At 58.5% G+C, this 24,750-nt stretch carries 21 protein-coding genes; 14 read left to right on the top strand and 7 right to left on the bottom strand.

All coding sequences use genetic code 11. The features are described from left to right. Nucleotides 1–131 precede the first annotated feature (131 nt). Together L6762_RS01710 and pheA are read left to right on the top strand one after the other, a co-directional pair. Complete coding sequence (locus L6762_RS01710; RefSeq protein WP_237185264.1) at nt 132–1,187, top strand: hypothetical protein; 1,056 nt, start codon at nt 132–134, stop codon at nt 1,185–1,187. A gap of 167 nt (nt 1,188–1,354) precedes the next feature. Then, complete coding sequence (gene pheA / locus L6762_RS01705; RefSeq protein ID WP_237185287.1) at nt 1,355–2,308, top strand: prephenate dehydratase; 954 nt, start codon at nt 1,355–1,357, stop codon at nt 2,306–2,308. Nucleotides 2,309–2,353: 45 nt separating this feature from the next. Here the strand turns inward: pheA and L6762_RS01700 are convergent, their stop codons facing one another. Together L6762_RS01700 and L6762_RS01695 are read right to left on the bottom strand one after the other, a co-directional pair. After that, nucleotides 2,354–3,403: an Abi family protein gene (locus tag L6762_RS01700; RefSeq protein WP_237185263.1), complete on the bottom strand. Its 1,050-nt coding sequence runs from the start codon at nt 3,401–3,403 to the stop codon at nt 2,354–2,356. A gap of 160 nt (nt 3,404–3,563) precedes the next feature. Then, nucleotides 3,564–4,724 (bottom strand): diacylglycerol/lipid kinase family protein, encoded by a 1,161-nt coding sequence (locus tag L6762_RS01695; protein WP_237185262.1) that lies wholly within the window; start codon nt 4,722–4,724, stop codon nt 3,564–3,566. 88 nt (nt 4,725–4,812) lie between these two features. Here L6762_RS01695 and serS point away from each other — a divergent pair, with 88 nt between their 5' ends. The 4 genes from serS to L6762_RS01675 all read left to right on the top strand — a co-directional run bounded on the left by serS (nt 4,813) and on the right by L6762_RS01675 (nt 9,028). Continuing rightward, a complete protein-coding gene (serS, locus tag L6762_RS01690) occupies nt 4,813–6,120 on the top strand; it encodes a serine--tRNA ligase (protein WP_237185261.1) in 1,308 nt (435 codons plus the stop codon). 220 nt (nt 6,121–6,340) lie between these two features. Continuing rightward, nucleotides 6,341–7,288 carry a metal ABC transporter substrate-binding protein gene (locus tag L6762_RS01685; protein ID WP_237185260.1) on the top strand — a complete coding sequence of 316 codons (948 nt, stop codon included), beginning with the start codon at nt 6,341–6,343 and terminating at the stop codon, nt 7,286–7,288. A 149-nt stretch (nt 7,289–7,437) separates the two neighbouring features. Next, entirely contained in the window at nt 7,438–8,181 is a 744-nt protein-coding gene (locus tag L6762_RS01680; RefSeq protein WP_237185259.1) for a metal ABC transporter ATP-binding protein, read from the top strand. A 31-nt stretch (nt 8,182–8,212) separates the two neighbouring features. After that, the gene (locus L6762_RS01675; RefSeq protein WP_237185286.1) at nt 8,213–9,028 is read left to right on the top strand and encodes a metal ABC transporter permease; all 816 of its coding nucleotides are present in this window, start codon (nt 8,213–8,215) and stop codon (nt 9,026–9,028) included. A gap of 84 nt (nt 9,029–9,112) precedes the next feature. Here the strand turns inward: L6762_RS01675 and L6762_RS01670 are convergent, their stop codons facing one another. Continuing rightward, nucleotides 9,113–9,796: a metal-dependent transcriptional regulator gene (locus L6762_RS01670; protein WP_237185258.1), complete on the bottom strand. Its 684-nt coding sequence runs from the start codon at nt 9,794–9,796 to the stop codon at nt 9,113–9,115. A 217-nt stretch (nt 9,797–10,013) separates the two neighbouring features. On the opposite strand from L6762_RS01670, the gene L6762_RS01665 reads away from it, so the two are divergent. The 4 genes from L6762_RS01665 (at nt 10,014) to L6762_RS01650 (ending at nt 13,708) form a co-directional block, all read left to right on the top strand. Then, complete coding sequence (locus tag L6762_RS01665; protein ID WP_237185257.1) at nt 10,014–10,874, top strand: HAD family hydrolase; 861 nt, start codon at nt 10,014–10,016, stop codon at nt 10,872–10,874. A gap of 556 nt (nt 10,875–11,430) precedes the next feature. Next, nucleotides 11,431–12,417, top strand: a complete 987-nt coding sequence (locus L6762_RS01660) for a glycosyltransferase 87 family protein (protein WP_237185256.1) — start codon at nt 11,431–11,433, stop codon at nt 12,415–12,417. Next, nucleotides 12,395–12,760, top strand: coding sequence for a thiol-disulfide oxidoreductase DCC family protein (locus L6762_RS01655; protein ID WP_237185255.1), 366 nt, complete (start codon nt 12,395–12,397; stop codon nt 12,758–12,760). Before L6762_RS01660 ends, L6762_RS01655 begins: the two co-directional genes overlap by 23 nt. Nucleotides 12,761–12,787: 27 nt before the next feature. Then, a complete protein-coding gene (locus L6762_RS01650) occupies nt 12,788–13,708 on the top strand; it encodes an AEC family transporter (RefSeq protein WP_237185254.1) in 921 nt (306 codons plus the stop codon). A gap of 19 nt (nt 13,709–13,727) precedes the next feature. Here the strand turns inward: L6762_RS01650 and L6762_RS01645 are convergent, their stop codons facing one another. From L6762_RS01645 to L6762_RS01635, 3 genes are read right to left on the bottom strand one after another with little or no spacing between them, the layout of a single operon-like run. Further along, on the bottom strand, nt 13,728–14,354 hold the full coding sequence (locus tag L6762_RS01645) for a recombinase RecJ (RefSeq protein ID WP_237185253.1): 627 nt from the start codon (nt 14,352–14,354) through the stop codon (nt 13,728–13,730). A gap of 36 nt (nt 14,355–14,390) precedes the next feature. After that, entirely contained in the window at nt 14,391–15,119 is a 729-nt protein-coding gene (locus L6762_RS01640) for a hypothetical protein (RefSeq protein ID WP_237185252.1), read from the bottom strand. Nucleotide 15,120: 1 nt separating this feature from the next. Further along, complete coding sequence (locus tag L6762_RS01635; protein WP_237185251.1) at nt 15,121–18,915, bottom strand: AAA domain-containing protein; 3,795 nt, start codon at nt 18,913–18,915, stop codon at nt 15,121–15,123. Nucleotides 18,916–19,531: 616 nt separating this feature from the next. Between L6762_RS01635 and L6762_RS01630 the strand changes: the two genes are divergently transcribed. Beyond that, nucleotides 19,532–20,650, top strand: coding sequence for a CAP domain-containing protein (locus L6762_RS01630; protein WP_237185250.1), 1,119 nt, complete (start codon nt 19,532–19,534; stop codon nt 20,648–20,650). A 73-nt stretch (nt 20,651–20,723) separates the two neighbouring features. On the opposite strand, the gene dacB is transcribed toward L6762_RS01630, so the two are convergent. Then, nucleotides 20,724–22,124 (bottom strand): D-alanyl-D-alanine carboxypeptidase/D-alanyl-D-alanine endopeptidase, encoded by a 1,401-nt coding sequence (dacB, locus tag L6762_RS01625; protein WP_237185249.1) that lies wholly within the window; start codon nt 22,122–22,124, stop codon nt 20,724–20,726. Between the two features lie 208 nt (nt 22,125–22,332). On the opposite strand from dacB, the gene L6762_RS01620 reads away from it, so the two are divergent. From L6762_RS01620 to L6762_RS01610, 3 genes are all read left to right on the top strand, one after another. Continuing rightward, nucleotides 22,333–22,851 carry an inorganic diphosphatase gene (locus tag L6762_RS01620; RefSeq protein ID WP_237185248.1) on the top strand — a complete coding sequence of 173 codons (519 nt, stop codon included), beginning with the start codon at nt 22,333–22,335 and terminating at the stop codon, nt 22,849–22,851. 215 nt (nt 22,852–23,066) lie between these two features. Then, nucleotides 23,067–23,804, top strand: coding sequence for an ABC transporter ATP-binding protein (locus L6762_RS01615; protein WP_237185247.1), 738 nt, complete (start codon nt 23,067–23,069; stop codon nt 23,802–23,804). Beyond that, nucleotides 23,801–24,631 carry an ABC transporter permease gene (locus L6762_RS01610; protein WP_237185246.1) on the top strand — a complete coding sequence of 277 codons (831 nt, stop codon included), beginning with the start codon at nt 23,801–23,803 and terminating at the stop codon, nt 24,629–24,631. The genes L6762_RS01615 and L6762_RS01610 overlap by 4 nt, the downstream gene beginning before the upstream one ends. Nucleotides 24,632–24,750 lie beyond the last annotated feature (119 nt).

The following is a 24,750-nucleotide window of genomic DNA, read 5'->3' as shown; positions in this document are numbered from 1 at the left end:
GCGTCTTGGGTTGCTTGGTGGAATGCTGGTCGGTTGCATCAGAGTCTTGGTTATCGGACTCCGCAGGAGGTGGTTGATGGTGCTTTAGTGGTCTTATAATTGTCGGAACTAAAGCCAGTACATATCAATACTTGCTTTACTCAAATCTTCACTTTAGTGATGAAGAAAGAGAGATTATCAAGTCAGATTGGGAGCACGTTCATGGTTTCTTCGCTTCTGAGCGTGGTCAGCATGTTATTAGACAGCTTCAGGACTCTCAAACCGATGACGAAGAACGTCGAGCTCTGAGGGCAGAGCTATCCGCTGCCCTTGGAGGGCTGATGTATCTAGAGGTTGCCCCTAAATTTCCGCGTGCCCGGTTGGCTATAAAAAACTCGTACTTCAAAGTAAAGACAAAAGAAATATTTAGCGCGAAAGCATCGCAGCAGAGACTGACAGGGGTTTCCGATTATTCGGACCTGCTCCAACAGATATCTAAGTCTGTAGCACCTTATGTTGGTATGAAGCTAGGGGATATTGCTAAAGAAGCGGCAGAAGCTAAATCTTCTACTCTCGCTGACCGAATCAGCAAAGGGGCAACCAACTACATACTTGGGTACATGCTTACTGGAGATTACGTTAAAGCTAGTTCTATTGAAGAGCTCGCTAAAGCTGGCTTCATCGTTAAGGCAATACCCATTAAGGGCACTGGCCATAAGAAGGAGGATTCTAAACTTACCCCGGTCGTATTCTCAGAATTTGAGGACGATACAGCTTTCGAAGATTCAACACTTTTTGATTACCTTTTTAGTCACAGGTTCTTATGCGGGGTCTTTGAACGTCATCAGGGGAAGGACAGAAGCCTAGATATCTTCAGGGGCGTTAAGGTTATTGAATTTTCAGACAGCATGTTTGAAGAATCTGCCCGGAGAGTTTGGGAGACAATGCGTCGCATGTACCTTCAGCAGGAGATGACCACTCACTTGGCTCTGCGAAAAGATGGAACGGTTATCTATAACAAAAACGGTTTCCCAAAGATGGGGAACAACCTACCTAAGTCCAAAGAATATGAAATCTTTATCAGGGGTACGAGCGGAAATTCATCGAAGAAACCGTTAGTCCTTAACGGACATGCCTTCTACAATCTGGATTATTGGATAAAGGGTTCCCTCATGGTTGAGCTACTCAATCAATCTGAGTTCCTTTAGGGAGAGTGATTCAAAAAACTGAGGTGAAACAGGCTTGCAGCGAGCGTAAGCCTGTTTCACCTCTTTCAATCTTCTGGTCCCGCTATGTGGGCAGACCCCGGTACAAACCTCCCCTAACCCTCCGGTAAGAAGCCGGGGTGCCGCGTCCACCCGCTAAACTAGACCCCATGCGCTACACCTACCTCGGCCCGTCCGGAACCTTCACCGAAGCAGCCCTCCTCACCGTGCCCGGTGCCCCCGACGCCGAACGCATACCCGCAACATCCGTACCCGCGGCCCTCGACGCCCTGCGCGATGGCAGCGCCGACGCCGCCATGGTGCCCATCGAAAACTCCGTTGAAGGTGGTGTGACCGCAACCCTCGACGCCATCGCAGCTCTCGACGGGTCCCTGCGTATCGTCCGCGAAGTGCTGGTGCCCATCACCTTTGTGCTGGTTGCCCGCCCCGGCACCACACTAGAGGACGTCAAAACTATCTCAACCCACACCCATGCCTGGGCGCAGGTGCGCCGCTGGGTGGCAGAGAACAAGCCGGACGCCGACTACCTGCCCGGCTCGTCCACCGCTGGCGCGGCCCTTGGCCTGCTCAACGATAACCCGGGTTACGAGGCCGCCGTCTGCTCACCGGCAGTCGCTCAAGCCCACCCCGAGCTAGAAGTGCTGGCCCACAATATCGGCGATAACAAAAACGCCGTTACCCGTTTCGTGCTCGTCGCCCGCGACGCTGAAACTCCCGCACCGACCGGGGCCGACAAAACAACCCTGGTCATCCCGCTACCCCAGGACCGCCCCGGTGCCCTGCTTGACCTGCTCGAACAGTTCTCCACCCGGGGAATCAACCTCTCCCGCATCGAGTCCCGCCCTACCGGCGAATTCCTGGGCTCCTATTTCTTCTCCATCGACATTGACGGGCACCTCTACGACGCCCGTGTGCGCGATGCCCTGCGCGGTATCCACCGGGTCTCACCCGGTGTGCTCTACCTGGGCTCCTACCCGCGGGCCGACAAGCGCCTGGCAGCGGTAGACCCCATGCACAATGAAGAGTCCTTCAACGCTGCCCGCGACTGGGTAGAAACCCTCTTCCCGGGCGGGCGGCCCGAAAGCCTCAAACATAACATCTAAATGTGGGTCTACCTATAGGGGAGTCTCTGGTCCCTGAAAACACAACTAAGACTCTTCTAAGCCCCATATCTGGTGGTGTTTCCAATCATCCGGAAATCCCATCTCCTGGGCAGTAAGGAAAGGCACTGCGGATAGCGCTGAATCGACAAGAGAAGCAGTTCTACTTGCCCAGGCTGAACCAGGGGATACGGTTTCAAGAATCTTGGCAATAATGATAAGCGCGCCGTAAATTTTTTCGCTCTGCTGCCTTGGGGCGCCCTCCTGCCCCGGTGGGAGGGGCAGATGCGAGAGAGATTCTAAACCGCTAACCCTGGATAAAATACCAGTACCCATAGGAGATAAGGTGCAGTTCCATATTCTGGCGTGATGGGCAGACTTATTCCGTAGCAGGGTCAGCTGACGCAGAGCAGCTGCAAAGGGGTGATTGGGTGAAAGGCCTTTGGCCTCTTCTCTACTGAGCCCCAGGTTTCTAACATCTATGCCAATTCGGCCAGCAACCTCGTTCTGATCTGGGGTTCTCAATAGATTGAACAGCTTAGAAAGGTCCGAGAAATCTAGCACGTCCATAACAACCCAGGGCGCTAATTGAACCCCATATTTCTCCACATTGTGCTTAATATGAGAGCTATCTCGTGACCCTAACGCACGATTTACTCTTGAGGTAATAGTGCTAATGATCTGGTAGTGCTCGTATTCTCTGCCCCGGGTCACCCGAAAATTATCCCTATCGTATAAGGCGAGCGACCCAGTGCTGCTAATGGTATCTGCTAAAGATGTGCGCAAGGCAATCTCAACCCGCTCAATACCGTCGTGTACTTGAGTACGTAGCTTCCGGTCAAACTCATAAAGAGCGGTAATCTCGGTAAACCGAGTTCCCGGCGCGAAGGTGTCTGTACGCACGGGACGGGGTGGATTTCCCATCGAAAGAGGTGGGTCGCTTAGCATTCTGCGGGTGTACCAGTACCCGCTTAGTCTGTAGTATCCAACAGTTGATAGCCATTGCTGAGCCTCAGCTTTATTGACATCCATGCCTCGTTCACGGAGCAGGGCAATCTGCTGCTCAATAGATGTGGGCGGTTTATGCGGTGACGTCATTGAACACTCCACGGCCTGGTGAAGGAGGGAATAGAAATCCAGCCCACACTTCACTACGGAAGGCGGGCTGAACGATTGATACCAATTATATACAGATAAGGCCCGCTTATCTAGAAAGTGTATATATTTCACTGCGGCCCGAGGCGCTCAAGCACCATATCTAGAGCCGCAAGAGTCTCTGCCACCAGCGGCGGTGCTGCTCTACTAGCTCCTCACGGGCGTTCACAAAATCACTCAGTGAACGGATCTGCATGTCATCAGGGTAGACCTGCACCTTGACCGCAGCGGGGAGCACCTGGGCGTGGAAGTCGCTGACGTCACCGAGCACGTCCCCGTCCACCTCAACGGGGAGGCAGGTGTTGGGGAAGTAGACGCGGACGTCCGTGCCCACAAAATGCTCCACCACCGGGTAACGCACGCGGGTGGGGCGCAAGATAAACTGCGCCGCCATACGAACCCAGCTGCCCAGGTTACGCGGGGTTAGCACAATCACCTCAAGCTGCCCGTCAGACAGCTCAGCCACCGACGCCAGGTTTACCCCGCCCTGAATCTTACCCGTATTAGCCACCAGCACAGCCCGAATCTTACGGCGAATCGGCGCACCGTTATTCACTGTAATCACCGCTGGGCGGCGGCGGGTGAACATGTGCCGGGTGCTAGCCTCAACATAGGCCAACCAACCGATACGGGCTTTCAAATCCTCTCGGGTGTCGGTCATAATCTGGGCGTCAAAACCTGCCCCGCCCATGACCACAAAATTGACCGGTGGAAGTTCCTTCTCGCCCTGCATCTCCATGCGAATCATGTCGATGGTGCGGCTCTGCCCGTGCAGGGCAATATTGATGCAGGCGTGCAGGTCATTGACGTCCATGTCGAGGTTGCGGGCTAGTAGGTTGCCCGTGCCCAAAGGCACGATGCCTAAGGTGGCAGTGGTGCCCGCCAGGCCGTCCGCCACAGCGCGTACGGTGCCGTCACCACCGACAGCCAGCACAATCTCAGCCCCGTCCGCCGCAGCCTGCTGGGCCATACCAAAGCCGGGGTCGTTAGCCTCAGTCTCATAGAACCTAGCCCGAGGCCAATCAGCCAGGCCCAGCTCGGCTGTAACCATGCGAATCACCGAATCAGCCCGATCCTTGGTGGGGTTATAGATCACCGCGACCTGCTTCGGTTCACCCGGTTCCAACATGCGATGCAGGGGCCGGTAGACCGGGAAAAGATCAGGACGCTCCCGCCTGCCCTTGCGCACAGACAGCGCCACCCCGCCCAGGGCAAGAGCAGAAGCAGCAGTAAGGGATACACCGAGAGCCGTACGCGAAACCATATCACCAGCATACTGAAGAAAACCGCGCGCCACCGCCCGGCGTCCGCGCGCCTGTCATCGCAGCGACAACTACGGTAAATTTAGAGGCATGATTGACATTAACCTCCTGCGTGAAAACCCCGACGCCTTCCGCGCCTCCCAGCGCGCTCGCGGCGCTGACGAAACCGTCATCGACCAGATTCTCGAAGCGGACGCCACCCGCCGCACCTCCATCAACGAATTCGAGAAGCTACGCGCCGAACAGAACGTCTTCTCTAAGAAAATCGGCAAGGCCGCCAAGGAAGAAAAGCAGGCCCTGCTCGCTGAGGTTAAGGAACTCTCCCAGAAGGTCTCAGAAGCCAAGGCCGCCGCTGACGCAGCTGCCGCCCGCCAGGAAGAACTGGTCGCCGGTGTTGGCAATCTGATTATCGACGGTATTCCCGCCGGTGGCGAGGACGACTATGTGGTCGTCAAGCAGGTGGGCGAGCCCCGCAACTTCGAGACGGACGGCTTTGAACCCCGCGACCACCTGGAAATCGGTGAACTGGTGGACGGCATCGACATGGTGCGCGGCGCTAAGGTTTCAGGCTCCCGCTTCTACTTCCTCAAGGGCCATGTAGCCCGCCTGGAACAGGCCCTCATGTGGATGGCCCTCGACCAGGCCACCGCCAACGGCTTCACCATGCTCACCACCCCCACCCTGGTGCGCCCCGAAACCATGAACGGCACCGGCTTCAACGTCGAACACGACGACGAAATCTACCGCCTCGAGCGCGACGACCTCTACCTGGTGGGTACCTCCGAGGTCGCCATCGCCGGCTACCACGCCGATGAAATCATCGACTTCGACAAGGGCCCCAAGAAGTACCTGGGCTGGTCCTCCTGCTACCGCCGCGAAGCCGGCTCCGCCGGTAAGGACACCCGCGGCATTATTCGCGTGCACCAGTTCAACAAGGCCGAAATGTTCGTCTACTGCCCCGTTGAGCAGGCAGAAGAGATGCACGCCAAGATGCTGGCCTGGGAAGAAGAAATGCTGGCCAAGTGCGAGCTCTCCTACCGCGTGATCGACACCGCCGCGGGTGACCTGGGCTCCTCCGCCGCCCGCAAGTTCGACTGTGAAGCCTGGGTACCCACCCAGGGCGCCTTCCGCGAACTGACCTCAACCTCCAACTGCACCACCTACCAGGCCCGCCGCCTGAACGTGCGTGAGCGCATGCCCGACACCGTTACCGCAGACGGCAAGACCAAGAAGGGCGGCACCCGCACCGTCGCCACCCTCAACGGCACCCTGGCCACCACCCGCTGGCTGGTTGCAATCCTCGAAACCCACCAGCAGGCCGACGGCTCCGTCCGCATCCCCGAGGCCCTGCGCCCCTACATGGGCGGCCTTGAGGTTATTCCTACCGTCGCTCAGTAGCTTATTTTTGGTTCCCCACGAGATTCTGTTTGTACTTGTCAAGCAGGGTTTCGTGGGGAATTTTTGTGTTAACGAACGGGAGGCTTATGCCGCACCCCTTGAAAAGTTCGTCTAGGCGAACTTATGATGGTTGCACACACCAGACCATGAACAGGGCTTCACCGACTACAACGGCGTAAGTCAGAAGAACGCGCACCTCCAACGAAGGAACAACGCACCCATGAACAAGGCAACCCGCACCCCCCACACCCGCCGCCTCAGCCACCGCATGCTCGCTGCCAGCGGGGCACTCGCCCTGGGCGTTCTCACCGCCTGCACCCCAGGCGACGGCAACGACACTACAGCGCAAAACGATACCCCCACCGTCATCGCCACCTTCACCGTGCTGGCAGATATGGCGCAGAACGTGGGCGGCGAACACATCACCGTAGAATCCCTCACCAAACCCGGCGCCGAAATACACGACTACGACCCCACCCCGTCCGACGTGAAAAAGGGGGCGGACGCAGACCTCATCCTCGCTAACGGACTAGGCCTGGAAGCATGGTTTGAACAGTTCTTACAGGACACCGACGCCCAGAGCGTGACCGTATCCGAGGGCGTACAGACCATCAACATCGCTGAAGCAGAATCCGCCGGTAAGCCCAACCCGCATGCCTGGATGAGTCCGCTAGCAGCGCAGACTTACGTCGATAACATCGCAGACGCCTTCGCGGAGCTAGACCCCGACAACGCGGACGCCTTCCGAGCCAACGCCGAGACCTACAAGAAGCAGCTACAAGCCGTCCACGACGAGCTAGTGGCAGATCTTTCCACCGTACCCGAAGGCAAACGGGCCCTGGTGACCTGCGAAGGAGCCTTCTCCTACCTAGCAGCAGACGCCGGGCTCACCGAAAAGTACCTGTGGGCGGTGAACTCAGACGGCGAGCCGAGCGCCTCCCGGGTAGCTGAGGTGGCTGTTTTTGTAGAGGACAACAAGGTGCCCGCAGTGTTCTGCGAGTCCACAGTGTCGTCTAAGACCATGGAACAGGTAGCTCAAGAATCAGGCTCAACCTATGCAGGTGCGCTCTACGTCGATTCGCTCTCTGAAGAAGGCGGAGACGTGCCCACCTACCTGGATCTGATTCGCTATGATGCAGAAACCATTGCAGATGCGCTCAGCAAGTAGCCCCGGCACATAACAAAACCTGGTAGATTCCCGCCCACTGACCTGCGGCTGCCGGCGCAGGACGCGGCCCCACCCAGGAGGCCCGCAACCTGCCTTCCGGTGCCGCGTCCATAACTTCAAAAGAAACTGAGCAACGTTAGAGTACAAGAATGAGCCTTTTAGATATCCGAGATGTAACGGTTACCTACGGCGACGTGTATGCTCTTCGGGGGGCGCACCTGGCAGTAGACGCCGGGAGCGTGTGTGGCTTGGTAGGCATGAACGGGTCGGGTAAGTCCACACTTTTTAAGGCGATCATGGGCGTTGCTCCCGCCAGCGGGTCGGTCATGATTGACGGCATGACCCCGAAAGCAGCGCGGAAAGCTGGCGTGGTGAGCTATGTGCCCCAACGGGAGGAGATCGATTTCTCGTTCCCCGTATCTGTCCGTGACGTGGTAGCACAAGGACGGTACGGGCGGCTGGGCTTCGCCCGACGGCTCCGGGCCGAAGACCACGCCGCTGTGGATAAAGCCCTGGAAAGGGTAGAACTCACCGACCTGGCCCACCGGCAAATTGGCAACCTCTCAGGTGGCCAGCGCAAACGAGCTTTTGTGGCACGCGGACTGGCACAAGGAGCTAAACTCCTGCTACTCGATGAGCCCTTCGCAGGGGTCGATAAACGGAGCGAAACCATGCTGGTAACCCTCCTGCGGGAACTACGGGACGCCGGGGCAGGGATCCTGATCTCAACCCACGACCTAGCCAACCTAGCAGACCTAGCAGACACCGCCGTCCTGCTCCGCAACCAAGTGCTGATGGCAGGAGACCCCGCCACCGTGCTCGCCCCCGATAACCTGGTGCGGGCCTTCGGCATGAACCCACTGACCCCAACCCAGGAGGGCAACCGTGCTTGACGTACTCCTAGAACCGCTGACCTATGGCTTTATGCAACGCGGATTCTTGGTGACAGTGATTGCCGCCCTCGTCTGCGCCCTGCTGTCCTGCTGGCTGGTGCTCATGGGCTGGTCGCTCATGGGCGACGCTATCTCTCACGCCGTCCTGCCCGGGGTGGTGCTCGCCTACATGGTGGGTGCGCCCTTCGCCGTGGGGGCGGTGATTGCCGGTTTGCTTGCAGTTGCCCTCATCGGGGCGGTGCGTGGTAGCGGGCGCATCAGGGAGGACGCCGCCATCGGCATCGTTTTTACGGTGATGTTCGCGCTGGGGCTGGTACTGATTTCCGTGACACCCTCCCAGACGGACCTGCACAGCATACTCTTTGGCAACGTGCTAGGGGTGTCCTGGGCTGAAGTCGCCCAAATCGCGGTGTTGGCGGTACTGGTAGTCACCGTACTCATAATCAAACGCCGCGACCTGGTGCTCTACGCCTTCGACCCCGGCTACACCCACGCCATTGGTCTGAGCCCGCGGCTGCTGGCAGGGATCCTGCTGGTGGCGCTCGCCCTGACCTCGGTACTCGCCTTGCAGATTGTGGGCGTGGTGCTGGTTGTCGCCATGCTGGTAATTCCCGGCTCCACAGCGCGTTTGCTCACCGACAGATTCAGCACCATGCTGGCGATCTCTGCCGGTGTGTCCCTAGCCGGTGCCCTGGTGGGGCTCTACGCCAGCTACCATCTAGACGTCTCCGCCGGTGGTGCGGTAGTAATCGCCTTAGGCACCTTCTTCGGCGCAGCCTACCTATGTGCCCCGCGCCATGGCCTGCTGGCTCGACGCCAGGCAACCGCTCAGGCGTCCAAGGGCTAGGCGTCCAGGGACGAGGGAAGCGCTCACCGGCACCTCCTCACAGGACGGGCAGGCCACGACGAGACCGCCCTGCACTCCTGCCTTCTACAGGTAAGAGACATACACGGCGGCAGCTGCACCCGCATCGAGGGAGAGCTCAGAATCATTAGGCAGAGCCAGATTCACGGCGGAACCCTGCCCCGCCTCTGCACTGTTAACAGCGGTAACTTCCAAGCGCGTACCCGGGGCAATGCCATGCCCCGCAAAGAACCGCAAAAGCTGGGGGTCGTCGTCCGAAATACGCTCTACCAGCACCCTGTCCTTCGGCGAACAATCAAGAAGGGTATGCGGGGCAATGGACTCTACCTCACCCGTGGGGGAGGGGATCGGGTCGCCGTGCGGATCGCGGGTTGGGTGCCCCAACAGGGCGTCAATCCGTTCAATCATTAAATCCGAGACGGCGTGTTCCAACACCTCCGCCTCATCGTGTACCTGATCCCAGGTGTAGCCCAGCGTCTTCACCAGAAAAGTCTCAACTAGGCGGTGGCGGCGCACCATCGACACCGCATATTCCCGTCCCTGCTCTGTCAGCTCAATTGTCCCGTATCGCTGGTGCTCCACCAGTCCGGCGGCAGCAAGCCGCTTCACCGCGTCCGATACCGACGACGGACGCAACCCTGCCCTCGCCGCAATGACAGAGGTAGATGCAGGTTCGGTACCGTGCTCGGTAATGCCCCAAATAATTTTGAGGTAGTTCTGGGTACTGTTAGACAGCTTGGCAAGAGACATACATACAAGTTTAACCTCCACTTCTGTACTGGCCCGACCCGGTAGATTCGCGAACTGCGGGGTTTCTTTCGAACTGCGGATATTCTTCCGCATCTCGAAAGAAACCATGCAGTTCACCCTACGGACGCCCCCGCTGGGCGACCCTTCACCCCCTGCTCACCTTGCCTTAACCCGGCTTTTGTATAGTCTGGTCTACACGAGAAGAAAAGAGACACCGATGATTTCAGAGATCAAAGACATGCAAACCCTGCCACTACGCCGCTCCACCTGGCAGAAAGAAGAAGGCGCCAAGTACATGGTCGCTATCGATGTTGATGGCACCCTGGTCACCCACGACGGTGCCATGAGCGAGGCCGTCAAAAAGGCCGCCCAGGATGTCGTGGACGCCGGCCATCACGTCGTGATTTCCACCGGACGGTCCCTGGGCGCCACCCTGCCCATCGTTGAGATGATTGGGCTGACCCGCGGCTACGCTGTGAGCTCCAACGGCGCGGTTACTCTCAGTATCGACCCTTCACTTGAGGCTGGCTACCGCATTATCGACAAGGTCAGCTTCGACCCCTCCAACGCTATTAAGCTACTCAAAGCTAAGCTGCCACATGCCTCCCTAGCCCTTGAAGCACCCGACGGCACCGTCTACGCCACCGACAACTTTGAGGACTGGTCCTTTGGGGTTAACACCGTCAAGACCACCCGCACCGAGATGGCTGCTATGAACTCGGCCGTGCGCGTGGTGGTTTGCTCACCCACCGACACCCCCGATGACTTCAAGCGCGCTATCTACGACTCGGGTCTGCACGGGGTCAACTACGCAGTGGGCTGGAGTGCCTGGCTCGATGTAGCTGCCCACGGGGTTTCTAAAGCAACCGCCCTGGAGCAGATCCGCCGCAAACTGCGCGTGGACCCCCGCCACACCATCGCCATCGGTGACGGGCTGAATGACAAGGAAATGATCCACTGGGCCGCCCGCGGCGTGGCTATGGGCCAGGCCCTACCCGAGGTGGCAGAGCTGGCTACGGACGTCACCGGTTCGGTCTACGAGGACGGCACGGTGCCGATCCTGCGGGACCTGCTCTAAAACCATGAGGCTTATTCATAAGGGGTTCCGCAGGCTCACGCTCGCTGCCGACCCTCTCGCATGGTTCGCTTCGCTCACAATGCGATTCACGCCAGCCGCCGAGCCAGCAGCTTCGCTGTGAGCCTGCTCCACCTACCCTAATGAATAAGCCCCCATATATCCCCTCTATACCTATTGGGTGTAGGGGGATATTCTTTATCTATGATTCAGCCCATGACATACAGAGTAAAAACCAATTTTAACCCTGTGGCATGGCCTTGCGCAGATGGGTAGGAACTCATGATTGATGAAGATAGCGTCATCATTGCTAACCAGCATCAGGGCTCTCAGGGGGGCGAACCGCTCCATCCTTAAGAACTATTGTGCAGGGGCGGTTGTTCTCTGCCTTTTAGCTCTGGCTACCGCCTGGGCTCGTTGCTCACTTCTGGATTCACCCCTCATTTTTAATCCGGCTGACTACGGAGTCTACCGTGGGACCGGAGTAGCTGTGCTTGCCGGGGCTGACTTTTATAGTCAGAACATTACCGGGGTGTACGTACCCCAGGGGCTCCCCTTCGTGTACACGCCCTTTACTGCTCTGTTGCTGATCCCTTTAGCCTGGCTGCCGGAACCGCTAGGGATTGGGGGCTGGACCTTCCTCAACTGCCTGGCGCTGGGCATCCTGCTCCTGCTCAGTCTCATCTACGTGCGTCCGCACCTGACAGGCGTCCGCCTGGCCGCGGCACTCTCCGCCACCTACCTGCTTGCCCTACCCCTGAACGTCGTAGCTCAGCATCTTATTTTCGGGCAGATTAATCTGCTTCTTGTTTCTCTCTGCCTCATCGACATGGTTTGCCCACAGACCCGCTATCTGCCTCGCGGAGTGCTGATTGGGCTGGCAGCAGGGATCAAACTGACTCCGGCTCTTTTTATTCTTTTCTTCTGGGTAAGCGGACGCCTGCGCCCGGCTTTGACGGCAACGGCGGCAGCCTTAGCTACCGTAGTCCTGGGGTTCCTGCTCCTGCCTGAACCCAGTTCAACCTATTTTGGGTCTAAACTCTCTGGCCTGGAAAATGTTGTCGATTTAGGAACTAACTTTGCTACTTCGGGTAACAGCTCTCTGCAGGGGGTGGCTGAACGCTGGGTAGGTACCCATTCTCTGCTCCTGTTAGCACCCTTACTGCTAGCTATTGTAGCGGTAGCGTTTTCCCAGGCCCACCGAGAGTTAGCGTGTGGTGACGGTTTTGCTGCCGCCGCAGTACTCGGTTGTGCTACTTGCCTGCTTTCCCCGGTGTCCTGGTTACACCACTGGGTCTGGGTTATGCCCACTCTTGCAGTGTTGGTTACCCGTGGGCGAGCTGTACGCGCCCTGGCCATTATCTGGATGTTAGCCTGCCTGGCTCAGCTCACAGACCTGGGTGACCTAGCAGCTCATGCCGGCTGGCCCATCATACCCGTTGAAATAATGCGTTCATCTATGGTGCTGCTCGCCCTGCTTGCTATGGTGGTCTTACATCTGACCTGGAAGAGAAAGGGCCACCGTGACCACCTCCGTACCAGCTAAAGGCCTGTTGCTCTACGACCCCGACTGCGGCATCTGCCAAAAAGCCGCCCGAGTACTCACCCACCTGGGCCTAGACGCCCGGGTGCAGGCCGGGCACTACGACCGCCTACAAGAGTACGGCGTCGACCTCGAACGCTTCATGCGCCAAATCCCCTTCATCACCCCCACCGGGCAGGTGGCCTACGGGGCGCTCGCCATCGCCCTAGCCCTTTCCACCAGCCGGTACGCGCCCGTGCGGGTGGCGGCGTCCGCCCTGAAGAACCCCCTGCTGCGCCCGCTGGCTGAGCGAGTCTACCTGCACATCTCCACCAACCGCTCCACCGCCTGCCAACTCAAGCCCTAACGGTTCGACGGCAGAAAGAAGCCCAGCATGCTCGCAGTCCTTGAAGGCTTTACCATCATCGCGGTCGTGGTGGGCGTAGGCTACCTGGTCGCCCGCCTCGACATTCTGCCGCCCAACTCCGGGCTCTCCCTCAACCGTTTTGCCTTCTTCGTAGCCCTGCCCCCGCTCATGTTCGTGACCATGGCCGGGGCTGACCTGCACGTTATCTTCTCCGGCCGCCTTCCCGTGGCTATCTTGAGCTTCGCTACGGTCGCCCTGCTTTTTGCCGCCATCGCCAGGTTCCTGCTCAAAAAGGACGCCGGCACCGTCACCGTGGGCGCCGCCGCCAGCGGCTATATCAACGCCAACAATATGGGCCTGCCCGTAGCAACCTACATCGTGGGCGACGCCGCCCAGGTAGCCCCTATCCTGCTCTTCCAGCTCCTGATCGCCGCCCCCATCGTGCTTTCAATCCTGGACGCCATCTCCCACGGCTCGGTTTCCATGAAAGCCGTTGCCACCCAGCCCATCAAAAACCCGCTGATTATCGGTTCAGCCCTGGGCCTGCTGGTCAACGTGTTCAACCTGCAGGTTCCCGATGTGGTGATGGAGCCCTTCCGTATCTTGGGCGGCGCGGGCGTACCGCTGATTCTGGCTGCCTTCGGCATGTCGCTGCGGGGCTCCAAGGTGCTCGATACCCCCGGCCAACGCTTCGAAACCGTGCTTGCCGCCAGCTTTAAGAACCTTCTAATGCCGCTGGTTGCCTACCTGCTGGCCCGCTACGTTTTCCACCTCAGTGAGAGTGATATCTTCGCAGCCACCATTCTTGCAGCCCTGCCCAGCGCCCAGAACATGTATAACTACGCGGTGCGGTACAACGTAGCAACCACGCTCTCCCGCGATATCGTGCTGCTCAGTACCCTGGGAGCCATGCCCGTGATTCTGGTAATTTCACTCCTCTTGCACTGACAGTTTGCCGGTGCCCGGCCTACTGCTCCTGCCCCTCCAAGCCCTCGAGCAGCTCGGCGATGAGCTCGCGAGAAGCCAGCTCCTCATGCCAGTAGGACCGCACCAGGGTCTTACTCACCGCCTGGGAGGTAATTCCCAGAGCCTGGGCAACCGCCTTTTGCTGCCCGCGCACACCGGGCACGAGCAGGTCAAGCACCCGCCACTCGGCTTCGGTACGGGCGGACGCCACCCGGTAGAGCAGGCGCAATAGGCCGGTTACCTGGTCGGCCCGGATGCCCTGCCCTTCAGCGTGCACACAGATACCGCGCGGTGGGGCACCGGTCTGGGCCTGCTCCACGGCCGACCGAGATAGGCTCAAGGCAGAGCCCGAACACTCCGGGGTAGAAACCGCCCCCAGGGCCGCTGCGAAGCGCGGCCGTACCAGCTCACCGGCGCCGATGCCCACCCAAAACCGGGCAAACCGGGCCCCGAGCAGGGCGGCGGCGAGGGCGTCCTCGGCCTGATCGAAAGCCCCCTGCAGCTCATCGGGGTAGGTGCGGGTAAAAGCAACAGTGGGAGCCAGCTGTTCGAGACGGTTCTCAAGGTCGGCGAGGCGCTCCTGCACCGAACCCTGGGACGAGCGGGCAATGAAGGTCAGTACAAACATGTCTTTCAGTATGCCCTAGAGCGAGCGGGCAGAAAACTAGCCCTCACCCCAGAGCAGGGTTTCGGCGTCCACCCCGGCTAAGAAGAGCTGCTCCTGGAGTGGCTGGGCGCACTCAATCGGAAGCCGGATGCTGCTGCAGGTCAGGTCATAGCCCAGGTAGGCGGTCGCTGCATCGAAACCGGTTAGGTCCCGCCCCAGCTCCCGGCAGAGGTGCACCACCTGTTTGAGGTCGGGCCCTGACCCAAAGACCCAGAAATAGTCGGGGCTGGTGAGCTGAAACAGCCCCAGGGGAGCACCGGCTCCCGCCTGGTCCCGTACCCGCACCCAGCCGCCTGCCGAGTCGAGGTCGCCGGGGCCGTCCTGCGGGGCTAGAGGGTCGAGCGTCCAGGCGCGGGTGCGCTCCAACCAGTCGGGTAGCTGGGGCATGTAGAGGGTCTCACCCTCCCTGCCCCAGGGGGTGGAGCCGAAACTGCGGGCGTACATGGCCGACCAGAACTCACTGCTACTGCACGAAACCCCCACGCTGTTGAGCTGGGCGGGGTCGCTGGGCGAAGCGAACTGATCCTGCGCGCCTTCCTCGGGAGCCGAGGCTGCCAGGTCAGCCAGGTAGGCCTGGTCCCAGTAGGTCGGGCGGGTGGCGTACCCCTGCTCACGCAGACGCTCATCGATACGCTGCAGGTAGCGGGGCTCGCCCAGGGCCACGGTCTGCCCGTCAAAGTGAAAGAGATAGGGGGAGCGCTTACGGTGGGTGGGGGAGAGGGGCATGCTAACTCCTAACGGTGGGGGTATCGGGGCGGACGCCAGCCTCCCCCTCATCGGGGAAGGGCAGGGCTGCCCGCTCAAGGCGGATAAAGGCACCCAGCAGGGCTAGCGCCTCGGGGCTGGTGGGCAGAAAGTCGGTAAACCGGGTTGAACACACCACTACCGCCGCCCACATGCCGCGGGACAGGGCAACATTCAACCGGTTGGGCGAGAGCAGAAAATCGGTTCCGCGGGGGCTATCACCGGCACTCGAAGCAGCCATCGACACCAGCACCACCGGAGCCTCCTGCCCCTGGAACTTATCAACCGTACCGACGCGCACACCCCCGCCGTCGGCGTCCGCTAGCCCCGCCTCCAGCAGAGCCGCCCGGATCGTATCAACCTGGGCGTTATAGGCTGCCACCACAATAATGTCTGAGGGGGCCAGGGGCGCTGCCTGCTCGGGGGCAGCCAGGTGGGGAGTCCACAGGTGCCCTAGGAAGCCGCGGGCCAAAGCCACAATCTCATCAGCCTCTTCGACTGAAGCCGTTGAGTTACCCCGGTGTTCTATCGTGCGCAGGTAGACCCCGGGCTCCCACCCCTCCAGGTGCCTCTCGGTGCCCGAAGGAGCGGACGCCAGCCGCCCCTCATACGACAGGGCCGAGACCGGGGCACACAGGGCAGGGTGCATACGCCAGGTGACATCGAGAAAGTAACCAAACTCTTCGGGTAGCACCGTACGCCCCGCTGAAAGCCAGCCCAGGGCAGACTCGTCCACCGGGTAGGGGTGGGTGCCCTGTGTAACCTGGGGCAGCTGGGCAGGGTCGCCCAGGAGCAGCAGGTTCTTGGCCGAACGGGCCACCGCCAGCGTATTGGCTAAGGAATACTGACCCGCCTCGTCAATGACCAGAAGATCAAGCCCCTCAAACCGGAACTTGCGGTCAGAGGCAAAATCCCAGGCCGTGCCGCCAAAAATACGGCCACCGGGCTCATCCATAAACCTGGAAATATCGGGGTTGCGAACCTCGCGCCAGGGACAATTCGGGGTCTGGCTCTTGCCCGCCCCCTTAGCAATCTGGTCAGGGTCTACGCGGCCATTACTGATACATCCCAGCAGCATGTTCTCAACCACCGCATGGGACTGGGCAACAATACCCACCTTCCAGCCCGCAGCCACAAGACGGCCAATCACATGAGACCCCACGAAGGTCTTGCCTGACCCCGGAGGGCCCTGCACCGCCACATATGACCGATCGAGCTGGCTCACCGCCTGATAAATAGCCTGCACCGTCGCGAGAGAACCGTGTGTCTCTACAAAATCCTGCGGATGCGGCAAAACACCGCCCTCAACCAGCCGCGGCGGAACACGACGAACCACATCGGTACCCGCCGACGCCGGTAACTCAGGCAGCACCCGGGCGGTACGCGCCGCCAATTCAAGTAGAGCCTGCTCCTGGGCCTGTGTCGGAATGGGCTGCCCGGGAGTGAGCGCCATCGGTAGATGTGAGTAGGTTTCAGGTGGCTCACCGTCTGAGGTCTTCAAACTCTCCCGCACCGTAATCCGCACCAGATTGGGCTGACCCGCCTCATGCTCCGGAATCTCCTCTAACTCCACAATCTCGGTATTAAAGGCACCGGCCCGCTCGGCCTCCACCGGCAGTACCCCTTCATGCAGAGCCGCATAGGTTAAAGCCTGCTGCCGAGCCTCCCGCTCCAAAAAAGGCGGAAAAGGGCGCGCATACATGGCAAAGAGATTGCTATCGCCCACCCTCACCGACGAACCCGGAGCGACCCTCGCCACCCCGCTCAGCAAACGCACCGCGGACCGTGCCCGCTCCGGACGATGCCAATCGGCAACCACCTGCAAGCGACCCAGCAAAACCACATCACGGGCGTCCTCCCAATCCTCACGGGGAGCCGTCAGACGATTGAAATGATCCCACCAGAACTGACGGCGCTCGCGACGATGGTAGCCCGTCGCCGTAGCCACCATAGCAACAGCCTGCTTCTGCGGCTCCAATTCGCCACCGGTGTCCAGGGCCTCAACAAACCGGCGTAGAACCCGCTCAGTATCCGTCTCGTCTTCAGCCCTACCCGCCTGCACCAGCAGCTCGTTCAGATCAGCCAGGGGAGCGGGCTGCACCAGCTCATCGTCGACCGATCGGCCCGCCAACCCCAGTAACCAGGCGCGTAACTGAGATAGAGACAGACCCGTGCGATACAGACTACGAGCAAGTGCAGAGCGCATAGCTTCGGCCTGCTCAGCACGCCCTTCCTTCTCGGCCTGTACCACATCGGCAAAGGCCGTCACCGGAATATCAGGGGCAGGCTCAAGCCCCTGAGCGTAGAGGGGCTCAATAGCGGTCAGTGCCCGGGTGCCCTCGCTCAAACGCATCGACCGGCGCAGCACCTCAGAAAGGTCAATGAAAACACCCTCCCGCTGCATATCGGTGAGATAAGCTTCGCCAATCCCGTGCATCGACGCTAACTGCTGAAGAGCAGCTATAACAGACGCCCCAAAGTAGTAGACCCGCAAACCGGGGTTCAGCTGGCGCTGATGGTGCAGCATGCCGAGAAAGTCAGTTATAAGCCGGCCCTCGGTAGCCCTGCTAGATGCCCAAAACTGGCTAAAGAGGGGCTCCTCGCCAGGCTGATCAGCAAGGTGTACAGCACCCAGGAGATAGGTTAAACCCCAGGTAAGGGAGGGGTGAGCTGCCTTTCCATCGCGCCAGAGCGGGTCAGAGCGCAGACTCATAAAGAGGTCGCCCGCGCTCGCCCGAGGGAGCATCCGTAAGGAGTGCCGGGGCAGGAGCTTGTACGAGACAGTATGTTCCTGCCCCTCCCGCTCTACCACCACTGCTCCGTCAGGCTCCGACACGCCGGTCTGTAGGGCAGCCTGCTCTGCATAGCGGCGTACGAGAGCCGGAAGCTGAGGCTGGCCTGCCAGGGCCGCCAGCTCGTCAATACTCTGAACACCACAGCGCTCGTAGATAGTCTGACGTGACTTCGCCGTCATACCCGAAGTCAGGAGCATATCCCGGTGCTCTCGCACCATCACCTGGCAGGTATCACAATGCCCGCACCTGGTAACCTCTGGGCTACCGGCTTCTACAAACCAGCTCACCGGGGCAGCCCCCGGCTCCCGATGGGCGGTGAGGAGCTCTATAAGACGCTGCCGCTTCTGCTCGAATACCGGTGTAAGGGTAGCTAGCTCGTGGAGGGACTCAATATCGTTGCCCAGAATCAGCGAGGCAAAGGGATCACAGGCAATGCCCTCCCGCTGCAACTGGTCGGCGTAGGCCGCAACCTGTAAGAGGGCAGGCACGCGAGCCGTGCGGGCTAGCTTGGTATCAACTACCCGGTAGCTGCCGTCAGGCTGCTTGACGAGGAAGTCAGCCCGCCCGTGAAAAGAACCATCAAAGAAGCTGGCCTGAAAAACAACGTCTGCTCCCGCTCGGAGGGCAGAAAGAGTCTCAGCGTGTTTCTCTTCGAGAGCTTGGCGAGTATAGACCTGCGGTGGCTTAACCTCATACACTCCTTGCCCTGCCGCTGAGTCCCAGCTGCCGTAGGTCGCTATAAAGCGGTTGAGGACGCGCTGTTCGTGAGCTTCACCCAGGGCAGCCGCCCTGCGGAGCTGAGGATCTTCGACGCGTTCGAGGCGGGGCACCCTGCCCAGTAACTGGTCCAGGGCATAGAGCGCGGCAAACTGGCACTGCGCTGAAGTCACTAGGTCGGTGGCTGAATAGACCAGGGATTTACCCAGGGGCTCAAGGGTCATAGCCGGTAATGCGGGGGAGGAATCTGCATCGATGAAGAACATGGGGCTCCTTGGGGTTCGCTGTCTTCAAGGCTAGCAAGGACGGCTGACATTTTAGGGGCTGAGTAGGTGATGCAGCGATAACCATAAGTGGTTCGGACCAATAAAAGAATTTAGAACATACATTCTAAAAATTACTCACTGATATAGAACAAAAACTTTGAAAATGTAATCTGTGTCATATGTACAAATTTCCTTTTTGTTGCTCGGCTGTGGCAGGCGGGTTTCGCTTCTTGTGGGGTGCAGGTGGGATGTGTGTAAGTACAGTGGTGCCCAATAGGGGGCAGTCTGTGGGGTGTTTTGGCGGTGTGTCTAAGTTTTTTGGCCTTGTCATCCTCTGTTTTGCTAATCTGCCCGCACGGTCGTCAACACTCCTAAGCCGGGTGAATTTTTGTTGAAGTTAACTTTGGTGAAATAGCTGTGATGGTAGTGGGAAGCGGGGGCTGATGTGCTGGAACGCTGTAAGTAAGCAATCTTTATAATTCTCAGCCTGTATTCAGGCCTGAATTAAATCCCAAAAAAGTGTCACAAAACGGTCAAAAATAGGTCACGATTCTATAAAGTTGTGTTCAGCAAAATCCCCCTTTGCATCATTACCACTCGAAAAAGAGGAATCTGAATGAAGAGCATTCTTGAAACCGCGCGAGCTGTTCAGCCGACTCGCCGCCAGGCGGCCGTCCTTGCCCTAACCGGCCTGGCAGCTACCACTGCAATCACCGCAGCAACTGCCGCCGCATCAGACATTCGCACTGTCACTGCCGCCCAGCGCGCTGCCGACCAGCAGACCCTGCTCAACCTCATCAATGCCTACCGCGCCCAGAACGGCCTGGGTGCAGTCAAGCACTCAGCTACCGTGGCTTCCGTCATGGAGCTAGAGGCTATCCGCCAGTTCAAGGCCGGAGCTTTCTCGCACGGCACCGAGTTCCTCTACAACTCCAAGGTGCAGGGCTACAGCTTCGTTCGCGAAGTTATCGCTCTTTCCTACAATGACGACCTCAACCAGCTTCTCAACTTCTGGAAGAGCTCGCCTCCCCACCGTGCCGCCATCCTAGCCCCCCAGGCCAACGTCATCGGCATCGGCTTCTGCTACGGTCATGGCACCTCCCTGCCCTGGCGCGTCCTGGGCAACGTTGGTATCTACCGCTACGAAGCAGGCAAGGGCCCCAACGACTACGTCTCCACCATTAACAGCATCAGCACCCTGGCTAACGGCTCGTCTGAGGTAAGCGCTTACCCTCTGAGCGACAAGCTTGCCGACCACTACCATGCCAATGGTGGGGCTGATACCTTTGGCCTGCCCACCGGCAATCCTTTTACCTCGGTCAACGGTGGTGTGATTCAGAACTTTGCTAAGGGACGCACCATCTACTGGACCGCTTCCACCGGTGCTCATAACGTTTACTGGGGTGGTGCCATTGGTAGCCGCTACGCCAGCAGCGGCTTTGAGCATAACTGGGGCTACCCCATGAACTCCGAATACGAATTCTGGGGTAGCGTGCGACAGGATTTCGTGAAGAACGGGACCATTAACTCCGTTTACTGGACCCCGTCTACAAGCGCCCACGTCATCAATGAATCCGGAGCCATCTCTGCCCACTGGTACGCTCTGGGTGGCCCTGCAGCTCTCGGTTTCCCCGTCACCGATGAGGTGCGCTGGATTGATGGCGTCACCCGTGTGACCTTCTCTAGCGGTACCACCATCAACTGGACTGAAGCCCGCGGCGTCTGGGTAAGCTAGTCCCCGCTTTTAGACCTACATGTGAAGGGCGGCCCCACATCTGTGGGGTCGCCCTTCTTGTATCCGCCTACAGCTACTGGTTACTGAGGGTTGCTGCGAACCGGTCAACGGTGTTTTTGGCGGCATCGGTGTCTTCAAGGTCGTTCATGATAACCGAGAAAACCAGTACCCGCCCTGATTCTGTGACGGTGTAGCCGGTGAGGGACAGTACGGAGTTCAGGGTGCCTGTTTTAGCGCGGACGACCCCGCGCCCGCCGACCTCGTCAGGGGCGTTGAAGCGGCTGGCTAGGCCCAGGGTGCCGCTGTAGCCGGCTACCGGCAGACCCTGCAGGGTGAGGCGTTCGCTGGTGTTTCCATTGACCGCGCGCAGGGCAATGCTGGTGAGTAGTTCGTTGCTGACCTTGTTGTTCATGGAAAGGCCGCTGAGGTCAACCTGGGTGTAGTTGGTGGGTAACCCTGCGGTGGAGAGAGCCTCGCGCACGGCGGTTATTGCCCCTTGGCTAGAGCCGTCGCCGCCGGTGAGGGTAGAAAGGTTGCGCCCCAGAGTCTCTGCCAGAGAATTGTCTGATTCCTGCATCATGAGGGCCGACTGCTCTGCGGCAGTGGCTGACTGTACGGCCGCAATTTCCCGTCCGCTGCTGGGGGCAGTAACCTGCTCGCCCGCGGTGAAGGTGAGCCCGGCGTCCGCCCCCAACCTATTGAGAGCTTCTACCAGCACCTGCTGCACTTCTGCCGGGGCGTTGCTGGGGCGGTTGCCACTTGAGGCAGTTCCGTCGCCGGTGGGGGAGTAGTGGGAGTAAAAGGCGAGGGGGGTAACAGCGCTGATGAAGCCGGAGTCGATATCTTCCTGGGCCCATTCGGGGTTGAGGGAGCTGCCGGAAAAGATAGTGGTGTCCAGGTTGAGAGTAAGGGCCTTGCCGCTGATGCCCTGCTCTTTAAGGCCCTCGATGGTGCGCTCTGCTAGGGTCTCGATACCGGCGTGCCCCATCACCGCGGTGGGGTCGGAGTGCCCTGGCACCAGTAGGGTGTCGCCGCCGGCAACCAGGGTAAGGGTTGAGTCGTCGTTGAGGTCGACGGACGTGGTGAAGCGGGCTTGCGGTGCAGTGGTCAGCAGGGCGTAGTCCACGAGTAGCTTCATGTTGGACGCCGGGGTTCGGCTCGCCTGGGCTTCACGGGAGTAGATGCTCTGGCCGGTCTCTGCATCAAGAACCTGGGCCGAGAAAACCCCCTGGCCTAGACCGTCAAGGACGCTATCGAGCTCTGCGCTCAGGGCAGCTGAATCGAGGGCGTTGCCCGCGCTTGCTTCTGTTATCGCAACCGGCGAGGCCGTGATATCAGGGGCTACCGAGGCTTCGCGAAGGTCTTGGGCCTCCTGCCAGGCCGGTACGGCCCAGGCTCCTGCTGCTGCGCACCCGGCTGCGAGTAGGGCAGTAACCACCCATGCGGTCAGGGGGCGTCGGTGAGAAGTGGCCATGAAACCTCCACAGGTTAGCTCTTGGGCGAAGGGGTTCTTCTATATAGGGTATATGCCTGGCCTTGGAAGCAGAGGCATGTAATACGGGTGACACTGGCGCGCCTGCCCTGTAAAAGGGGTACAGCCTGCCGGTTCTCGGTTAGACTAATATGCCGAACCACTCGCGCGCAGCGCGGGTCAAACACACCACTCAACCAGGAGGTTCCCCTTGGAACTCGACGTCACGATTGAAATTAACCGCGGCTCACGCGTCAAGTACGAAATTGACCACGAAACCGGTCGCCTGCGTCTGGACCGCGTACTGTTCACCTCCATGCAGTACCCCACCGCCTACGGCTACTTTGAGGACACCCTGGGCGAAGACGGTGACCCGCTCGACGCCATGGTTATTCTCGATGTTGACGTTGTCCCCGGTGTGCTGGTTGAAGCCCGCCCCATCGGTGTTTTCCGTATGACCGACGAAGCTGGCGGCGACGACAAGGTTCTGTGCGTTCCCGCAGACAAGCGCTACGACCACATCCAGGAAATCGGCGATGTTGCTGACCATCTCAAGGAAGAAATCAAGCACTTCTTCGAGCGCTACAAGGATCTGGAGCCCGGTAAGTGGGTTAAGGGCGAGGGCTGGGAAGACCGCGCTTTCGCTGAGAAGCTGGTAGCTGAGGCTCAGGTACGTTTTGAGAAGTCGCACTATGAGTCCGCTGCTGAAGCTGAAGCAGACGAGAACTAAAGACTTGGTGGGGTAGCGAAAGCTAACTAGTGCCCTCACCGGGATAGGAGGCTGGGCCCTGCACGGGGCCCAGCCTCCGCCCCTTTAAAGGTGCGGACGCTTGCCCCGGCTAGGGCCGTTGTCTAGTTGGGGGTGGGGGCTTTTGAATAAGTCTCTATAGTTATATATAGCCCACGTCGCGTAGCGATAGTACCCCCAGCAAACGATAGGAAATAATGGATTCCACAAATAAAAATTTGCCTCATAAGGCTATAGCCCGTTTCGAAAATGTCTCGAAGAACTACGGAAGTACAGTTGCTCTTTCTAACATCTCGTTTGATCTAAATCCTGGCGAAGTTGTGGGGCTTTTAGGAGCAAACGGAGCAGGAAAAACCACGTTGATGCGCATACTGCTAGGCCTCGTTAGACCGTCTAGTGGCCATGTACGCGTCCTGGATGAGCTACCAGGGTCTCAACGAAGCCTTCAAAAGATTGGCGCCACCATTGAATCTCCTGCTTTCATGCCCGGTATGACTGGGCGTGACTGTCTCACTATGGCGGCTTTAGCAAAATCTATCAATCCGAACTCTGTAGATTTCACTCTCAAACGAGTTGGTCTAACCTCTGCGGCCGATCGCAAGTTCAAAACTTACTCGATGGGAATGAAGCAGCGTTTAGCAGTTGCCCAAGCATTATTGGGAGATCCTGAGCTGCTGATTATCGATGAACCCATGAACGGTCTCGACCCGCAGGGGGTCAAAGAAATGCGCGACCTCATAGATAACATAGTCAGCGAGGACCGCACTGTTTTAATTTCTTCGCATCAGCTCAACGAAATTCAACTCATGTGTTCACGTATCATCGTCCTTAATGAAGGTCGGAAACTAGCAGATGAAACCCTTGACAAACATTCCACTAACCTTGAGCAGTATTTTTTTGATTTGCTCGCTCGTGATTTGGAGAAAAATCAATGACTGAAGCAATGCGTTCTGAACTTTTTTTGATGCGTAAACGTCCCCTGGGTTACATTATCGGGGCGTTATGGACGCTGATGGTCATATTCTTCGCCTATGTTATTCCGTATATCGTTGCAAAGACACTGCCTAACCCTGGCGACGCGTCAGCAGTGATGGAAGTTATCTCCCTTCCAAAATTTCCTGCCACGTCAGTAGGTAGCTATCCTATGTTTGGTGGTGCAATCTTCCTGATTCTCGGAGCTTGCATTACAGGTAGCGAATTCGGATGGGGAACATGGAAGGTCAGGTTTACACAGGGGCCTAATCGTACAGAAATTATCATGGCAAAATTCATGGTCGGTGCAATAACCGCAGCAGTAATTGTCACTATTGCCCATATATTTGCCTTAATCACAAGTTTTATTATGTCTCGCATAGAACAAGTAGATGAATCTTGGCCAAGCCTGACGTTTTTACTTGCCTCATGGGGAGCTGCAATTGCAATTGGAATTACTTCATGTTGGATTGGTATGATGCTAGCAATCTTGACGAAGAACCTTGCATTGGCATTGTCGGTTGGATTGCTATGGACATTAGCCTTTGAGAATATCATCGCAGGGTTATCACTTATGTGGCCGTCGCTCTCTTTTGTCCAGAAAATTCTCCTCGGGCCTGCAGGCGGGTCACTGGCGCATACGCTGGGGGCCACTCCTATGATGCAAGGTGGAACTCCAGGGGTAGTTGATACCCATTCCGCGCCTATTGCTTTGTCAATTCTAGCTATCTATTCCCTTATATCGCTTTTCATTAGTATCGTAATTATGCGCAGACGCGATATCAATTAACTACACACATCAGTCTTAGAGGCTTATTCAAAAGTCCCCACCTCACCAATTAGACAAGGGCCCCACCAGCAGCAAAATAAATGGGCCGGCTCACGCTCATAATGGTCGTGGACAGGCGT

The organism is Rothia nasimurium (genome assembly GCF_928381705.1).
In the GTDB taxonomy this organism is placed as follows: domain Bacteria; phylum Actinomycetota; class Actinomycetes; order Actinomycetales; family Micrococcaceae; genus Rothia; species Rothia nasimurium_G.
Note: the sequence above shows the minus strand (reverse complement) of the source record. Positions and strands in the feature narration are given on the sequence as shown.

Bases quoted from the DNA above. Each gene is read 5' to 3' on its own strand.
- pheA (WP_237185287.1), top strand. From the start codon at position 1,355: ATGCGCTACACCTACCTCGGCCCGTCCGGAACCTTCACCGAAGCAGCC.
- L6762_RS01700 (WP_237185263.1), bottom strand. From the start codon at position 3,403: ATGACGTCACCGCATAAACCGCCCACATCTATTGAGCAGCAGATTGCC.
- L6762_RS01695 (WP_237185262.1), bottom strand. From the start codon at position 4,724: ATGGTTTCGCGTACGGCTCTCGGTGTATCCCTTACTGCTGCTTCTGCT.
- serS (WP_237185261.1), top strand. From the start codon at position 4,813: ATGATTGACATTAACCTCCTGCGTGAAAACCCCGACGCCTTCCGCGCC.
- L6762_RS01685 (WP_237185260.1), top strand. From the start codon at position 6,341: ATGAACAAGGCAACCCGCACCCCCCACACCCGCCGCCTCAGCCACCGC.
- L6762_RS01680 (WP_237185259.1), top strand. From the start codon at position 7,438: ATGAGCCTTTTAGATATCCGAGATGTAACGGTTACCTACGGCGACGTG.
- L6762_RS01675 (WP_237185286.1), top strand. From the start codon at position 8,213: ATGCAACGCGGATTCTTGGTGACAGTGATTGCCGCCCTCGTCTGCGCC.
- L6762_RS01670 (WP_237185258.1), bottom strand. From the start codon at position 9,796: ATGTCTCTTGCCAAGCTGTCTAACAGTACCCAGAACTACCTCAAAATT.
- L6762_RS01665 (WP_237185257.1), top strand. From the start codon at position 10,014: ATGATTTCAGAGATCAAAGACATGCAAACCCTGCCACTACGCCGCTCC.
- L6762_RS01650 (WP_237185254.1), top strand. From the start codon at position 12,788: ATGCTCGCAGTCCTTGAAGGCTTTACCATCATCGCGGTCGTGGTGGGC.
- L6762_RS01645 (WP_237185253.1), bottom strand. From the start codon at position 14,354: ATGTTTGTACTGACCTTCATTGCCCGCTCGTCCCAGGGTTCGGTGCAG.
- L6762_RS01640 (WP_237185252.1), bottom strand. From the start codon at position 15,119: ATGCCCCTCTCCCCCACCCACCGTAAGCGCTCCCCCTATCTCTTTCAC.
- L6762_RS01635 (WP_237185251.1), bottom strand. From the start codon at position 18,915: ATGTTCTTCATCGATGCAGATTCCTCCCCCGCATTACCGGCTATGACC.
- L6762_RS01630 (WP_237185250.1), top strand. From the start codon at position 19,532: ATGAAGAGCATTCTTGAAACCGCGCGAGCTGTTCAGCCGACTCGCCGC.
- dacB (WP_237185249.1), bottom strand. From the start codon at position 22,124: ATGGCCACTTCTCACCGACGCCCCCTGACCGCATGGGTGGTTACTGCC.
- L6762_RS01615 (WP_237185247.1), top strand. From the start codon at position 23,067: ATGGATTCCACAAATAAAAATTTGCCTCATAAGGCTATAGCCCGTTTC.
- L6762_RS01610 (WP_237185246.1), top strand. From the start codon at position 23,801: ATGACTGAAGCAATGCGTTCTGAACTTTTTTTGATGCGTAAACGTCCC.